This window comes from Bacillus sp. S10(2024) (genome assembly GCF_050473865.1).
In the GTDB taxonomy this organism is placed as follows: Bacteria; Bacillota; Bacilli; order Bacillales; family Bacillaceae_G; genus Bacillus_A.
The window spans coordinates 2,774,775-2,790,300 of the sequence record NZ_JBFLUR010000002.1; the positions used below are offsets into that span (position 1 = coordinate 2,774,775).

Here is a 15,526-nt window from a genome sequence, read left to right on the forward strand (position 1 = left end):
GAAACTCTCTCCTATCTTTTAGATGCGATTCGTCTAAAAAACATGTAAAATTTGCTTTAGGAAAATCGTCATTACAAAGGGGACAATACTATGAAAACAATCATGAAAGTTATGACAATACAAGCATGGGAGAACGCAAAGGAAAAAGGAGTAATTGTCGAACCTTCTTTACACGAAGAAGGCTTCATTCACTGTTCATTCCTTAGCCAATCATTACAGGTTGCTCATAAACATTTCGCATCAGAACCTTCTCTTGTATTGTTAGCAATTGATGCCGAGCGTGTACAAGCAGAAATTAAATACGAATTAGCTGCAAACGGTGAACAATATCCGCACATTTACGGTGTCATTCATACAATTGCCGTTACAAACATCTATCCATTACATCAACATGAAGATGGTACGTTCACTCTTCCCGCAGAACTCGCATAACAAAAAAAAGGATGCTCATGCATCCTTCTTTGTTATTCTGCTATTCGTAGGCAGTAAAATTTACTTAACACTAATTAAGGGGAAAAACTTATATGATAGATAATCAATTCCATATTGAGGTGGCTTTATATGCCTAAAATGGACAATGTACTAGCAATTCTATGGATGCTTAGCTCAGGTGAAAAAATTACTGCAAAACAAATTTCAGAAAAGTTAGAGATGAATATCAGGACTGTATATCGTTATATTGATACACTTTCGACAAGTGGTGTACCTATAATTGCAGACACAGGACATAACGGCGGATATACTTTATTGAATAATTTTATTGAAGCTCCTCTTTTTTTTGATTCTGAGGAGCAAACATCACTATTTCACGCTGCTGTTTTTGCAGAAGAGGCCGGGTATTATGGAGGAGAAGCACTAAATAGGGCTATTTCAAAGCTAGGCAAATATTCAAACGAAGAGCAGGAAACAAAGATAAACCAACATGTAACCAGTCTTGAAGTAATAAGCCGAATAAATTCCCTCTCGATGGAACCTTTCTTGAAGGAGCTGGAGCAGGCCGTGGCTGACGGATACTCTGTAAAAATTCAATACCATAAAAGTGGAGAAGAGCAATCAAAGTATAGATTGGTTGATCCATACAGAATTATTTATTGGAATAATAAGTGGTATATGATTGGATTTTGTCATCTTAGAAACGATATCCGCAGTTTTAGAGTAGAGAGAATTGAAAATCTAATGCTAACTGGAAATAAGTTTAACCGGCCAGAAAATTTTTCAGCACGTGACCTTTTCTTGAAAAACCTCCTTCCTACTATGGAAGATAAGAAAAGGATTATTTCTTTAGTTATTAGTGGAAATAACAGTACGCTAAATGATGTTTGCCAACATTGGTTTTTGGGAAATTATTTACATGAACGAACTTCAAATCAAGCTGTATTCCTGCTTGAAAAAGATATACTACATACATACGTACCTTATTTACTTTTACCGTACGGTAAATCCATTCAAATTATTGAGCCAGTAAGTCTTAAGAAAAGACTTATTGAAATTCTGTCGGAATTAATACAATTTCATCAAGTATGATAACTTCCCTGACGTTAGCTGTCAGGGAAGTTATTTTATAATAGGCGATATCAATTGTAATTGGAGTGTGATTGGATGCAAACAAAACAAGCTTATCTTTATGTATTTCATACAATGTCAGACTGGGAATATGGATATTTAATTGCTGAACTAAACTCAGGAAGATATTTCAAAAAAGATTTAGCACCTTTAAAAGTAGTTACAGTAGGAATTACTAAAGAAATGATTACTACAATGGGAGGACTGAATATAAAACCAGACATTTCCCTTGATGAATGTACACTTGAGAGTAAAGATCTTATCGTTTTACCCGGAGGGAATACTTGGGGAGAAGATATTCATCAACCTATCTTGAAAAAAATTGGCGAAGCTTTAAAACTTGGCACTATTGTTGCTGCAATTTGTGGTGCAACTGAGGGACTGGCGAATATCGGATACCTAGACTCTAGAAAGCATACAAGCAATAACTTAGAGTATATTAAAATGGTCTGTCCTAATTATAAAGGAGAAAAATTTTATGAGATGGGACCTGCAGTATCTGATGAGAATTTGGTTACTGCATCAGGAATAGCTCCTTTGGAATTTGCGACGGAAGTACTGAAAATCTTAGATGTATTTGCACCAGATACATTGCATTCATGGTATAACCTACATAAGACTCATAAACCTAAATACTTCTTCCAGTTAATGAATTCAATAACTAGATGAGCCTTAATAGCATTTTCTTTTGATAATAATGATAGACCTTTCTTTAAGAATCAGACGTTACTGTGAAATAGCACCGTTAGAAAATAATCCGTCTTTTTTATAAAAACTAAATCTATCCCCAAATAAATTCCACGCATTTTGAACAATCTTTGTTCAAAATGCGTGGTTTTCTTCTATTAATCAAACTTTATTTCAAACCAACGCCCAATTGGGCAGGCTTTCCATCAATGAAGGATGAAGCCCCCCCACTGATGGGAATTTCACTTTATCCCTCAACAATCTCTAACTTCTCTATAATCGGCGTGCGCTCTTTCCCTTCTGGTACTTTATCAAAATAGCCAACATGTAAAATGCCAACAACTCGCTGTCCTTTCGTTAAACCGATTGCTTTCATAAACTCAGGATTGTAAATCAGTCCGCCTGTTTTCCAAACAGTTCCTAATCGATGTTCCCAAGCTAGCAGCTGGAAGTTTTGTATAAATGCACATACAGCAGCATAGTCTTCATCACGCTGTACTTGACGCGGGTCTTCATCCATATAAACAACAATTTGAGCTGGTGTATTCATAAACCGTTCTGTTAACATGTTTCTGCGCTTTTCTCTTTCCTCTGCTGAAAACGAGCTTAAAACAGCGTCCACTAATGTTTTTCTGCCGTTACCTATAAATAATTTACATTGCCACGGCTCGCGGTGTTTATGATTTGGTGCCCACGTTGCATCATTTAATAGTTCAATTAGTAATTCTTTTTCTACTGCTTGATTTGTAAATGTACGAATAGATCTTCTTTCTTTCACAACAGTTGCGATGGAAGTATAAGTTGTCATCTTTTCTCTCCTTCATTATTTTCTATCTATATGTATATGTTCCTTAGTTGATAAAGATTATCAATTTCAATTATAAGTCAGTTTCATTATATAAATCAATATTTAATACCCAAAAACTCTTTTCTTTTTATGAACATGTATAGAAAGAATTGGGGTATCACCTTATCGCCATCAACTTAGGAAAAATTCAATACCCCAAAACGAGAATTTCACGTGTTTTTAATTTAAAAATGTTAATGATTTGGTTTTAGAAGAACAGATTTTTCTAAGTAATAAAAAATACTGGATTATGAGATTGAGGGAATAAAAAGAGCTTCTTGTATTATTAATGAGGATTTAGTTGATAGCTATTATACGTCTAAGATTTTGAATGTACCTAAAGCAAAAAAAGCACTCTAAGTACATCCCATTAGATATGGAGCAATTACAGTCAGGTGAAACATATGAACTTCCTGAGGTTTATATCGGAATGTATCAGAAGCTTCCTGTAAGAATAATTTTGTATCATGAAACATAGACAAAAGAATCTGGGATGGAAGGACTTAAAGACTTATTAGTCTAAATCTAAACTTCTTTAGTTATATCATACTTTAACAGTTGTCGTTGGTCATAAAACTTCTCATAAATAATACCCATTAAATAGAAATATAATAGACCAAAACAAATGTGAATGAGTGTAAATTTAGCTCCAAATGAAGCAAATTCATACACCATAACCGGTAATTTTGCAGTTGTCCAAACTCCTAGAAAAAATACAATGTAGCGTATGCTCGCTCCTTTTTTTAATAAAAGTGCCGCGATTGGAAAAGCAACATAGAGAGGACCAGCTGCAATTCCTCCTAGTAATAGGGAGAACAAGATGCCATAGATGCCAGATTTTTCTCCCATATATTTAATTAATGTTTCTTTCTTCACCCACTGGTCAAGTAACCCTACGAATATTAAGACAGGAGGAAGTAAAAACAGCATATCTAAAATACTTTTTCCTGTTAATTGAAATGCGTTCCAGCCGAGCGATCGGTTTATAAAAATCAATATAATGAGTCCCAATAGTAAAATGAAAAAGAAACGATATCTTTTTAATTCATTCATACCATCACCACCCAAATAATATACGAGAATATGAGAGACATTAACAGTGCAGATGCATTACGAGAATAAGCAAAACTTCGCCCAAATATCTTTTGTTCCATCGGTAAAGTTGTGATTCCTACTGACATTAATGTAGACATTAATACCGCAACTTGAGGGAGACCCGCACCATTTTGGACTAATGTATTTCCTAGAGGAAACACAATAAAGCTTGGAATGAGTGCAACGGAGCCAATTATTGCTGAATAAACAATACCGATGAATCTAGATTTTTCCCCAATGATGGAAGAAATGAAAGAAGGCGTTAATATAGATAGTGATAGTCCCACGAAAAGCATAATTGATAGCATAGAAGGTATAAGATTACGAAACATTTTCCATGACTTTAATAGAGCATCTTTTGTTTTATTTCTATCCTTTACAAAAGAAATACTGATAAGAATAATAGCTATAGTGTAAAGGATCGTACCATTAATCATGGTCATACCCCCTTCCATTTTTTGTATTTATTTAAGAAAAATGATAAATTCTTAATTTTTTCTTCAATATCTATTTGAAAATCTTCTAATGTTCTTTTTCCAACTGTAGTAATTTTGTACATTTTTATCGGCTTATCTTGATCAGATGTATCCAAATAAGACTCAACAGCACCTTCTTTCTCTAATTTTTTTAGTGTGCGATAGATGATGGCACTATCAATTGGATTAATGGGAAGCTCTTCTTCACATTTCTGCAGAAGTTTCCCTCCATAGCTATCTCCCTCTGTTAAAAACAGCAAAAGAAATGCACCTGTATGTCTCCCTGTATGTTTCATAAAATATCTAACCTCCTGAATTAAATGTAAAAAATATTTTTTTGTCATCATAACATTAAAATTATCACTGTTAATAACAGTATACTGTCATTAACAGTTATATGTTACTGACAGTATAAAGGTAATATAATGTCCTGTCAATTTTAAAAAGAAACAGAAATGAATGCGATGTCATCTATAGATGGTGTCGAGGTGAAAAATTTCAAGAAAAACAAGAATAATTTAAAAGTGAAGTAGTTGAAAAATTGACATAAAGAAACCTATTTTGATCAAACTTTATTCCAAAGCTGCATCAATATAAACCGGATTCCCATAGACAGAGAAAATTTTCGTTTTGGAGATGCTTCAAAATCTTAGCTTGATGGGCAGATTAGATCTTTTTCCTAACGCAACAAAAAAATCGCCTTACTTTATGTAAGACGATTTTCATGGTCTCGGAAAACGTATGATAAACGTTGTTCCTTTATCTTGTTCACTCGTTACTGCAATCGTTCCATCGTGCAGTTTCACGAGTTCCTTTACAATCGATAATCCTAATCCAAATTCACCATAGCTATTCGTTCTAGAAGCATCTGCTTTATAAAAACGCGACCATATGGCAGCGACTTCTTCTTGTTTCATTCCTATGCCCGTATCTGCAATTTCAATCATTATTGTTTGTCCTTCTTCTTTTCCTCGTAATAAAATCGTTCCGTTCTCTGTAAATTGCAGACTATTTTTTGTGATATTTAGTAAAACTTGCAGCAATCGGTCATAGTCAGCGTAAACAAATAAATGAGCCGGGACAGCGATTTCAATTTTATTTCCTTTTTCTTCTGCTTGCAGTTCTAATTGTTCACTAACGACTTCAAATATTTCCTTTACGTCAATTTCTTCTTTTTGAAGTGTTACTTCATTTGAAAGAATGTTTTCATAGTCCAACGTTTCCTTAACGAGACGAATCAATCGCTTCGTTTCTTGTTCCATCATTTCATAACAGCGCTGCTTTTTCTCCTCTGGAATGAAGTCATTCTTCATCCCTTCTACCAAACCATTTATTGTCGTAAGCGGTGTTTTTAATTCATGGGAAACATCTGCAATAAATTGACGTTTTCGCTTTTCTAAACGCTCAATTTCTGTCTGTGCTTTATGAAGCTGCTGCGCCATATTGTTAAAATCGTTTCCAAGCAAACCAATTTCATCATATTGTCCAATAGGAATATGTACATCATACTGACCTTTTGCGATCATTTCAGTTGCCCTGCGAAGACGCTGCACCCGTTTGACTAAAGAGCGTGAGAAAAAAATACTAACCACAAGTACAATTAGGAATGTAACGCCTGCCGCAATAAACAAATAACGATTTAATTCCGTAATGATTTCAAGTGTGTTGCGGATGGGAGCTGTTAACATCACACCGCCTTGCAGTTCACCATTTCTCATATATGGAAGCGCAACAATGGATACAGGTTGTTCAAATCTATTTACATCTCGTTTTATTTTCAATGTTTCACCATGTTGAATTTTCTTCCATTCTTTCTCGCTTAACAATGAATTTTTCTTTACATGAACTGGTGATTGCGTAATTTCTCCCTTTTCATTAAAGATGAAAAACTTCGTGTCACGTGCACGTAATAGACTAGAGAAATGTTTTAGTTTCACAACATGAACATCCATTTCCTTTTTCTCAAGCTCATCAATAATTTTTGTCCCATAAGAAGTAAGCTCTTCTACTTTTGTTTCATAAGCAAGATTTTCAGCTAAGCTTAAAAACATCACACTTAATAAAATAAAGGCAACAAGAAAAACAAAAATGTAACTAAACAACAGCTGATAAAAATATTTAATCCTTTTCACAGCCAGTTACCGCTTCATCAAATTTATAACCAACGCCCCACACAGTTTGAATCCATATATGCGAGTCAGTCCTAATTTTTTTACGGAGCCGCTTAATATGTACATCCACCGTTCGTTCATCTCCGTAAAATTGATAGCCCCAAATGCGTTCTAAAAGCTGCTCTCTTCGAAATACTTGGCGTGGGTGCTTCGTAAAAAAGACGAGTAATTCAAATTCTTTTGGCGTTAAATTATTCACTTTCTCACCATCTAAAAATACTTCTCTCGTTTCTTCATTAATATGAAAATGATTCGTTTCACTTTTTACCTGTTTTTTTGTTAGACGACGGACAACTGCCTTCATCCTTGCGATTAATGTAAGCGGACTAAACGGCTTCGTAACATAGTCATCTGCCCCAATTTCTAATCCTAGCACTTGATCTGCTTCACTATCTTTTGCGGTTAACATAATGATAGGAACGTCACTGCTTTCTCTTATTTTTTGACATAGCTTTATACCGTCCATCCCTGGAATCATCCAATCTATAATAAGCAAATCCCATTCTTTCTTTTGAAACAATGCATACGCTTCTAAACCGTCTGCGACAAATGTTGCTTGAAAGTTTTCTTTCATAAAAAACATTTCAAGCATGGAACACACACTCTCATTATCCTCTACAATTAATACATGCATCGCAGCATCTTCTCCATTCCTCGAAATCTTTTTCTTCATTTTAAAACTCTTATCATATAGAAACAACTCTCTACTTCTCTTTATATATAAACCCATTTTAATTTTTCAACATATTAGTCGCTGCCCTGCCGAATAAAACATGACCGCTAATGCTCTCGTACTCCCTAGATAGAAAGGATTTTTGACTTCGCTTTTTCAATTTGTACCTATTTAAAACATAATTTGTTCATAGTTTCGTCATACTTTTTGGATAAGCTATAACAAAATACATATAGGAGTGATCAAACATGAAGAAAAAGCTAGTAACAGGAATGTTAGCGGTATCATTATTATGCGGAGCAACATCGCTAACTGCATACGCTTCTACAAATAACTCACAAGCAGAAACAAAGCACCATAAATTCATTTCTGAAGAACAATACAAATCATTAACCGAAAAAGGATATCAAAAGCGTGAAATTCGGAAAGCAGCGCGCATTGCTAAGTTAAGCGGAAAAGATATTAACACTGTATTAGACTACTATAAGCAAAACCAGAATTGGAAAGAGACTGCTAAGCACTTTGGCGTTGATAAGAAGAAACTGCATAAACATCATATGAGTAAAGAGGCAAAAGCAAAGTTGTTTCAAAAAGTAGCAGACATGCAAAAATCAACGCCAGATCAAGTGAAACAAACGATGCGTGACTATGAAGTATCTTTGTTCCAACTTGTAGCGCTCAACATGATTTCACAAAAGAGTAACACACCTTTAAATGACGTTTTAAAAATGAAGAAAGACGGTATGAATGTAAAACAAATTGCTGAAAAATTAAATGTGAAAAAAGAGGATATACAGGCAGAAATGAAGAAGTTAAAAACAGAATTAAAAATGAAAAAAGCAAGATAAGGAAGGAGTGTGCATTCACTCCTTCTTTTTTACTTCTAAAATTAGGCTGCGCTTAATATATGTTTATATACCTGTCCATTTTCGGAGGAAACTAAAGGAGGAATCCCAATGAAAAAGCCGCTTTTATTATGTTGTATAACGGGAATTCTTGCATTTACAATGATCGGCTGTAACAATGCTGAACAAAAACAACCAGTAAAAGAAACGAGCTCATCACATCAACATCATACAGAAGAGCAAAGAGATATTGCCGAAACAACAAAAGGAATCGACACACTTCCTTCTTTCTTATCGGAACAAGATGCACAAATTAAAAAGATTTACGCTGTGGCAGGACAACATGCCGAATTACTTCAATGGATTCCATGCTACTGTGGATGCGGTGAGAGCGTAGGACATAAAAGCAATAAAAACTGTTTCATTCGTGAAATCAAAAAAGATGGCCAAGTTGTTTGGGATTCTCATGCAACAACTTGTGTAAATTGCCTTGAAATCGCATTAGAATCGGCAAGGTTACAAGAAAAAGGAAAATCACCACTTGAAATTCGAAAATACATTGATAATAAATATAAAGAAGGCTATGCAAAACCGACGCCTACTCCGATGCCAAAAAGCTAATTTTTTCATGATGTATTAACATATTCCCCATTTCAGAGAAATAAAAACGAGGGATTATCTCCCTCGTTTTCTTGTGACAAGTCCTCGCTCTGTTAACAAATTCTTTCAAGTGTATTTCTTTTTTTCTGTCACACACTATATATAACTCCTCATTAAAGGAGGCACACAATGCACACATACACCGACTACGATAAAGCTCTTTATTACACATATTGTTGCAATTGGGAGAAGCTGCTTGTACTTATGGTACAAACAGAAGATCAGTTGTTTTCAAAGCGAATTGAACACTTCCTACACTCGTATCAATACAGTAACGATTTATCAGAAATTGACAAACAACTTCAACTGTTGTTTCAATATATCGATCATGCTACGCAGAAAACATATGCAGAGCAAGTCTATATGTAACAAACCAAGTTCCTACTACGATAAGACGCTATCCCGATGCACCGGGGTAGCGTTTTAGTATATTTTTCCAACCGACTGTTCATAATACATATTATGAATATAAAGCAAACGGACGTGATGATGTGAAAAAACACATTTACTTACTTTTACTTATCGCCCTATTGATCAGCGGTTGTCAAAAATCACCAAAAGAAACAACTCCGAAGTTTCAAGGGACAAAAAACGAAAAAGGATTACTGAACGTACTCCTGATTGGCAGCGACTCACGCGGAGAAACGCAAGCTAGGGCTGATACAATTATGATCGCACAATATAATAAACAAGAAAAAACAGTCAAACTTGCTTCTATTATGCGCGATAGCTACGTAGAAATTCCTACATACGATAAAAAGTATAATAAAATTAATGCCGCCTACTATTATGGCGGTCCTGAATTATTACGGAAAACGCTCCAACATAACTTTGGAATCGATGTATCTCATTACGTGACAGTTGATTTTGCTGCATTTGAAAAAATTGTAGATACTATTGCACCAGAAGGAATTACTGTAAATGTAACGCAGACAATTATCGATGATATGGGATTACATGTACAACCTGGCTCGCAGCAATTACACGGAAAAGAATTATTAAAATATGCACGCTTCCGTCATGATGCTGAAAGCGACTTTGGACGTGTAGGGCGCCAGCAAGAAGTACTGCAAGCTCTGCAAAAAGCCTTTACCGAAAAGGTGCAATCCGTAGACGGGGTCTTCCAATTACCTATGATTGTTTATGACCTTCTCCCTTATATTCAAACCAGCATGGATACGCAAACGTTATTCTCACTCGGCAGTAACGTTCTCGCTCACCCTATTGAAAAAGTGGAAACGATGCGAATTCCAGTCGCAAATGGATACGAACCGAAAACGTATAAACATGCCGGAGCAGTATTAGAACTTCATTCGCAAAAAAATAAAGAAGCAATTCAAGACTTTTTTATACATTCTACGAAAGCTGTGAATCAGTAACATTCCCTGAAAAACAAGGTGTATTTCACCTTGTTTTTTTATTTCCGAGTTTTCAGCGCAAAAAACTTTTATTATATCGAATGTTTTGCTTTCTTTTCCCCTCCTCCTCGTACTATAATTTTGTATGTAACTATTATAAGAGAGGTATAAAAAATGGACCGTGAAAAAAAACAAGAAGCTCTGCTATTTACCGCTTGGGGAACTTCATTTGTTGCTACACTCGGAAGCTTATATTTTTCCGAAATTATGAAATTTGAACCGTGTACATTATGTTGGTACCAACGTATTTTTATGTATCCATTTGTGTTACTACTTGGAATTGCCGTGGCGCGTAAAGATTACCGCATTGCCACATATTCTTTGCCAATCGCAAGCATCGGCGCTTGTATATCGCTATACCATTATGCCATTCAAAAGGTTCCTGCTTTTTCAGAAGCTGGTGCAGTATGCGGACGAATTCCATGCACAGGACAGTACATTAACTGGTTCGGCTTCGTCACAATCCCATTTTTAGCACTAATTGCTTTTATCATCATTTCAATTTGTAGTTTTCTTTTATTAAAAACAAATAAGGAGATGAAGTAATGAAGAAAATGTTTCTTTTTGGCGGTATTGTCATCGCTTTATTAATCGCTATTTTTGCTGTATCAAACATGGAGAAAAAAGAAGAAACCACGACCACAACAGATTACTATACAAATAAAATCTCTTTAGATGATCTTCGAAAAAATATCCAAGAAAAGAAAGAGCAAACGATATACTTCTACCAAACAAGCTGTCCACACTGCCACAAAGTATCACCGGTTATCGTGCCAATGGCAAAAGATATGAACATTGATATGAAAGTTATCGACTTAGAAAATGAACCAAATGCTGTGTGGGATGAATTTAAAATTACAGGCACACCAGCTATCGTTCACTTTAAAGAAGGTAAAGAAGTAAGCCGTATTGAAGGAGAACAGCCGAAAGACAACTTTAAAAAGTGGTTTACAGAAAATAAAAAGTAACAAGAAAAGGAAGCTTCCTGTATACATGAAGTGTGCCTAAAAATCTCACACTACTTGTATAAGGAGGGGGATTCTATGCCAGAAGTACGATGCTCTGTCTCTAACTGCTCATTTTGGGGACAAGGTAACTTTTGTCAAGCAACTGCCATCTTCGTACAACCTGACTCTCAAGAGTCTACACACTCAGAAGACGAGTCATATACAGATACAATTTTATCCGGACAAACGATAGAAAGTTCGGCAATAACAAGCGTAGAAACATGTTGCCATACATTTCAACCGAAATACTAAACCGCTGCCCATCTCGCACCGCATGAGATGGGCTTTCTTTTTGTACGCTCCCTTACTTCCAAGCATCATGCATCATTGCAATATATACAATAAGAATAAATGCCGATCCGCCTACTGTAATCCAGCGATATATACTATCTTCACATTCCCTAGCTTCAACAAATGCCCATACGAATCCTACTAATAACAACAAGTCTACATACGGAATGTACATCGAAAAGATGAATGAAATATACAAGTATATAACAAATAAGCACAATGTAATTAAAAAGATTTTAAATGCAAATTTACTATCTTCCTTTTCCACCCTATACTCCCCCTCGCCTTACAACATTCTATTCAAAGAGGGATTCAAGTGCGATATAAAGTGAAACTTCCATCAGTGACACTTTTCTCACTTATGGTTAACCAATCGGGCATTTATTGCCCACGAATAGCGACATGAAAAAGGATACCATGCTCAAACGGTACCCTTTACTTCACCTCATATTTACGTTTATATATGTTACTTAGTACAGAGTAAGGAACTTGCTCATACTTTACCGTCGGTTCTTTTTTATTCATAATATACAAATTATTTCCTATATAATAAAGTCCGTTCTTTCCTTGCGAATACACAGGATATACTTCATTCGGTAATACGGTTTGAATTTCTGTAAATTGACCGTTCGGTTCTTGCCAATATATTTTCGTTTGATCGATCGTTGTAATCTTCCCGATTTGGTCTTCCTCTAACACACGTCCATTCCAGCTGACAATCCGGTATCCAAATTGATGTGCCGCATATTCAGGAGACGTATGAAAATGAGTAATAATTACCTTCGTTTGTAATGGAATTCGATCATACAACCATTGAATATCTCGATCATACATACGAATACATCCGTTCGACTCACGTCTACCAATCGACCATTCACGATTTGTCCCATGAATGGCATATTCATTTTTATTTAAACCCATCCACCTAGTACCGAGTGGATTATTCGGTGCACCACCCGGGATTTTTTTTCGATGATATTCTTTGTTTTTATATTTATTAATAATGCAAAACGTTCCTTCTGGTGTAGGTGTAATTTTCTTGCCAGTTGTAATCGGAAAAGTTCGCACATAGTTTCCATTTTCAAAAAAAGATAATTGATTTGTTGCTAAATTTATAAGCAATAAATGATCTGCCTTCTCAGCAAAAATGATTGGTACACATAAAAAAAAGAATAGAAATACTAATGCAAGTGAACATGCTTTTTTCATCAATGTCACCTCCACATTCCCCTCAAAATCTCACCATTAATATACTATGGTTCATTTAGTTTTTACTATAAATCCAATTCTTATGAATGAGAGCTGACTTTAAAAGTCAGCTCTCAAAAATATCGGCGATTCGGCACCTTTCATCACGATAACAATACTACCTAACCATTAACAATTACCCCTCCGTTAACGTGAAGGATTTGTCCCGAAACATAAGTAGAATCATTTGAAGCTAAATAGACATATGCCGGTGCTAATTCATACGGTTGTCCCGGCCGCTTCATCGGGACATTGCTGCCAAATTCAGATACTTTTTTCTCATTGAAACTTGACGGGATAAGCGGTGTCCAAATTGGACCTGGGGCAACGCCGTTAACTCGAATGCCTTTTGGAACTAAAGATTTTGCTAATGAACGTGTAAAAGAAACAATCGCTCCTTTTGTTGCTGAATAATCAATGAGCTGCTCATTTCCTTCATACGCCGTAATGGAAGCGGTGTTCACAATGACATCACCTTGCTTTAAATGAGCAAGTGCCACTTTTGTTATATAAAAATACGAGAAGATATTAATTCGAAACGTCTTTTCCAGCTGTTCTGATGTAATAAACTCTAAACCTTGCTGCGGATATTGCTGCGCAGCATTATTCACAACAATATTTAAACCTCCCAATTGCGCTTCTGCCTCTGTTACAACTTGCTGGCAATGCTGCTCATTACTAATATCTCCCGGAAATAAAAAACACTTCACACCTTGCGATTCGACCCAACGCTTCGTTTCCTCTGCATCTTCATGCTCATCTAAATACGCAATCGCTATATTGGCACCCTCTTTTGCAAAAGCAATCGCTACCGCTCTCCCAATTCCGCTGTCTCCTCCCGTAATCAGTGCGCATTTTCCTTGGAGTTTCCCGCTTCCTATATACTTCTCATCTATACATTTTGGGCGTGGATTCATGATTTTCTCAATTCCTGGCTGTTTCTCTTGATGTTGCGGGGGCAGTGTTTTCTTCGGTTGTTCTTGTTGTGTCATACTTTAAAACCTCCTTATCATATGTCTTTCTTATCATGCGCGAAACAAAAAAATATACTTAATCCTTTCAAAAAACGAAATATATACATAGAAAACGCATTTAACATTCGAAATTCCGCCATAAAAAACCGAAAAAATGAATTTCTTTCGATAAATCTCTTGCCAAAAAACAAAATAACGAATATTATATATAACTGTTGTGACAATTATTCGTAAAAAGAAAGGATGTTTTTATGTTTAACCTTTCAAAACATCAAACTTCTATTAAAACTGAAATTACAGCTGGTATTATTACCTTCTTAACAATGGCATATATTATTGTCGTAAACCCAGTCATCCTTGGTGATGCAGGTGTTCCATTTGAACAAGCATTTACAGCGACAATCATCGCTGCTGTTATCGGAACATTATGTATGGCATTCTTTGCAAATTTACCAATTGCAATCGCACCAGGTATGGGATTAAATGCTTACTTTGCTTACTCAGTTGTAAAAACTCATGAAGGCATGACATTTGCAATTGCTTTCTCTGCTGTATTTGTAGCAGGTATGATTTTAATTTTGCTATCATTAACTTCTTTCCGTACAAAATTAATGGAAGCTATTCCTGAAAACTTAAAACATGCCATTACAGCTGGTATCGGTTTATTTATCGCATTTATCGGCTTGCGCCTAACAGGCATCGTGACGAAACATCCTTCAAATTTAGTTGGACTTGGAGATCTTCACTCTCCGTCTGTTTTACTTGCATTAGCTGGACTTGCGATTACGTTAGTACTTATGTCTTTAAACGTAAACGGTGCATTATTTATCGGTATGTTATTAACAGGAATTATCGCTTACTTTACTGGACAATTAACGTTTTCAAACGGAGTTACCTCTCTGCCTGGTTTACCAGAAGGCGTAATTGTTTCCAATCCAATTACAGCAGTATCTGATGTCATTCACTACGGATTATACGGCGTTGTTTTCTCGCTCTTCCTTGTAACATTATTCGATACAACAGGTACACTTCTTGGAGTTGCACAGCAAGGCGGCCTTATGAAAGATGGAAAACTTCCAAATTCCGGACGCGCTCTTCTTTCAGATTCTATTTCTGCGACAATTGGTTCCATGTTTGGTACAACACCAACAACTGCTTATATTGAATCTTCTGCTGGTGTTGCGGCTGGTGGTCGTACAGGTTTAACAACATTAACTGTTGCCATATTATTTGCAGTAACTGCATTCTTCGGACCACTTGTTGGTGCAGTATCTGGCGTTTCCGCTATTACAGCTCCGTCATTAATTATTGTTGGTAGTTTAATGATGGGCGCAGTTCGTCATATTGATTGGGATGCATTTGATGAAGCTTTCCCTGCATTTTTAGTGATTTTAAGCATGCCGCTTACATCAAGCATTGCAACAGGTATTGCACTTGGCTTCATTTCATACCCGTTGATGAAAATAGCAAAAGGACAATTCCGTGCGGTTCATCCGCTTATATACGTATTTGGTATTTTATTTGCTTATCAGTTAGTATTTATACCGCATTAAAAAAAGGTGACTCATTAT

Annotated in this window: 20 protein-coding genes; 11 read left to right on the plus strand and 9 right to left on the minus strand. The window is 35.8% G+C overall.

The annotated features are described in order from the left end of the window. Window positions 1-90: 90 nt before the first annotated feature. The 3 genes from AB1280_RS14155 to AB1280_RS14165 all read left to right on the plus strand — a co-directional run bounded on the left by AB1280_RS14155 (window position 91) and on the right by AB1280_RS14165 (window position 2,232). Window positions 91-432, plus strand: coding sequence for a DUF952 domain-containing protein (locus AB1280_RS14155; protein ID WP_429756223.1), 342 nt, complete (start codon window positions 91-93; stop codon window positions 430-432). A gap of 129 nt (window positions 433-561) precedes the next feature. After that, window positions 562-1,524, plus strand: coding sequence for a helix-turn-helix transcriptional regulator (locus tag AB1280_RS14160; RefSeq protein WP_429756224.1), 963 nt, complete (start codon window positions 562-564; stop codon window positions 1,522-1,524). Window positions 1,525-1,599: 75 nt separating this feature from the next. Then, complete coding sequence (locus AB1280_RS14165; RefSeq protein ID WP_429756225.1) at window positions 1,600-2,232, plus strand: type 1 glutamine amidotransferase family protein; 633 nt, start codon at window positions 1,600-1,602, stop codon at window positions 2,230-2,232. Between the two features lie 265 nt (window positions 2,233-2,497). Here the strand turns inward: AB1280_RS14165 and AB1280_RS14170 are convergent, their stop codons facing one another. The 6 genes from AB1280_RS14170 to AB1280_RS14195 all read right to left on the minus strand — a co-directional run bounded on the left by AB1280_RS14170 (window position 2,498) and on the right by AB1280_RS14195 (window position 7,473). Next, complete coding sequence (locus AB1280_RS14170) at window positions 2,498-3,058, minus strand: nitroreductase family protein (RefSeq protein ID WP_429756226.1); 561 nt, start codon at window positions 3,056-3,058, stop codon at window positions 2,498-2,500. Between the two features lie 564 nt (window positions 3,059-3,622). Continuing rightward, the gene (locus AB1280_RS14175) at window positions 3,623-4,150 is read right to left on the minus strand and encodes a permease (protein ID WP_429756227.1); all 528 of its coding nucleotides are present in this window, start codon (window positions 4,148-4,150) and stop codon (window positions 3,623-3,625) included. Then, window positions 4,147-4,629, minus strand: a complete 483-nt coding sequence (locus AB1280_RS14180) for a hypothetical protein (protein ID WP_429756228.1) — start codon at window positions 4,627-4,629, stop codon at window positions 4,147-4,149. The genes AB1280_RS14175 and AB1280_RS14180 overlap by 4 nt, the downstream gene beginning before the upstream one ends. 2 nt (window positions 4,630-4,631) lie before the next feature. Continuing rightward, window positions 4,632-4,964 carry a PadR family transcriptional regulator gene (locus AB1280_RS14185; protein ID WP_429756229.1) on the minus strand — a complete coding sequence of 111 codons (333 nt, stop codon included), beginning with the start codon at window positions 4,962-4,964 and terminating at the stop codon, window positions 4,632-4,634. A gap of 426 nt (window positions 4,965-5,390) precedes the next feature. After that, on the minus strand, window positions 5,391-6,800 hold the full coding sequence (locus AB1280_RS14190; RefSeq protein ID WP_429756230.1) for a sensor histidine kinase: 1,410 nt from the start codon (window positions 6,798-6,800) through the stop codon (window positions 5,391-5,393). After that, window positions 6,787-7,473 carry a winged helix-turn-helix domain-containing protein gene (locus AB1280_RS14195; RefSeq protein ID WP_429757346.1) on the minus strand — a complete coding sequence of 229 codons (687 nt, stop codon included), beginning with the start codon at window positions 7,471-7,473 and terminating at the stop codon, window positions 6,787-6,789. The genes AB1280_RS14190 and AB1280_RS14195 overlap by 14 nt, the downstream gene beginning before the upstream one ends. Before the next feature lie 287 nt (window positions 7,474-7,760). Between AB1280_RS14195 and AB1280_RS14200 the strand changes: the two genes are divergently transcribed. The 7 genes from AB1280_RS14200 (at window position 7,761) to AB1280_RS14230 (ending at window position 11,694) form a co-directional block, all read left to right on the plus strand. After that, entirely contained in the window at window positions 7,761-8,360 is a 600-nt protein-coding gene (locus tag AB1280_RS14200; RefSeq protein WP_429756231.1) for a hypothetical protein, read from the plus strand. A 108-nt stretch (window positions 8,361-8,468) separates the two neighbouring features. Then, window positions 8,469-8,978: a PCYCGC motif-containing (lipo)protein gene (locus AB1280_RS14205; protein WP_429756232.1), complete on the plus strand. Its 510-nt coding sequence runs from the start codon at window positions 8,469-8,471 to the stop codon at window positions 8,976-8,978. Between the two features lie 168 nt (window positions 8,979-9,146). After that, window positions 9,147-9,386, plus strand: a complete 240-nt coding sequence (locus tag AB1280_RS14210) for a YhdB family protein (RefSeq protein ID WP_272191467.1) — start codon at window positions 9,147-9,149, stop codon at window positions 9,384-9,386. 122 nt (window positions 9,387-9,508) lie between these two features. After that, complete coding sequence (locus AB1280_RS14215; RefSeq protein ID WP_429756233.1) at window positions 9,509-10,396, plus strand: LCP family protein; 888 nt, start codon at window positions 9,509-9,511, stop codon at window positions 10,394-10,396. Window positions 10,397-10,549: 153 nt separating this feature from the next. After that, the gene (locus AB1280_RS14220; RefSeq protein ID WP_272191465.1) at window positions 10,550-10,981 is read left to right on the plus strand and encodes a disulfide oxidoreductase; all 432 of its coding nucleotides are present in this window, start codon (window positions 10,550-10,552) and stop codon (window positions 10,979-10,981) included. Beyond that, window positions 10,981-11,403, plus strand: coding sequence for a thioredoxin family protein (locus AB1280_RS14225; RefSeq protein WP_272191464.1), 423 nt, complete (start codon window positions 10,981-10,983; stop codon window positions 11,401-11,403). Before AB1280_RS14220 ends, AB1280_RS14225 begins: the two co-directional genes overlap by 1 nt. Window positions 11,404-11,478: 75 nt before the next feature. Next, on the plus strand, window positions 11,479-11,694 hold the full coding sequence (locus AB1280_RS14230) for a DUF1540 domain-containing protein (protein WP_272191463.1): 216 nt from the start codon (window positions 11,479-11,481) through the stop codon (window positions 11,692-11,694). Between the two features lie 52 nt (window positions 11,695-11,746). Here the strand turns inward: AB1280_RS14230 and AB1280_RS14235 are convergent, their stop codons facing one another. The 3 genes from AB1280_RS14235 to AB1280_RS14245 form a co-directional block, all read right to left on the minus strand. After that, entirely contained in the window at window positions 11,747-12,001 is a 255-nt protein-coding gene (locus tag AB1280_RS14235) for a hypothetical protein (RefSeq protein ID WP_429756234.1), read from the minus strand. Window positions 12,002-12,168: 167 nt separating this feature from the next. Then, window positions 12,169-12,942 carry a L,D-transpeptidase gene (locus AB1280_RS14240; RefSeq protein ID WP_429756235.1) on the minus strand — a complete coding sequence of 258 codons (774 nt, stop codon included), beginning with the start codon at window positions 12,940-12,942 and terminating at the stop codon, window positions 12,169-12,171. A gap of 161 nt (window positions 12,943-13,103) precedes the next feature. Then, window positions 13,104-13,973: an SDR family oxidoreductase gene (locus AB1280_RS14245; protein ID WP_272191460.1), complete on the minus strand. Its 870-nt coding sequence runs from the start codon at window positions 13,971-13,973 to the stop codon at window positions 13,104-13,106. Window positions 13,974-14,206: 233 nt separating this feature from the next. Between AB1280_RS14245 and AB1280_RS14250 the strand changes: the two genes are divergently transcribed. Then, window positions 14,207-15,508, plus strand: coding sequence for an NCS2 family permease (locus AB1280_RS14250; RefSeq protein WP_429756236.1), 1,302 nt, complete (start codon window positions 14,207-14,209; stop codon window positions 15,506-15,508). Window positions 15,509-15,526 lie beyond the last annotated feature (18 nt).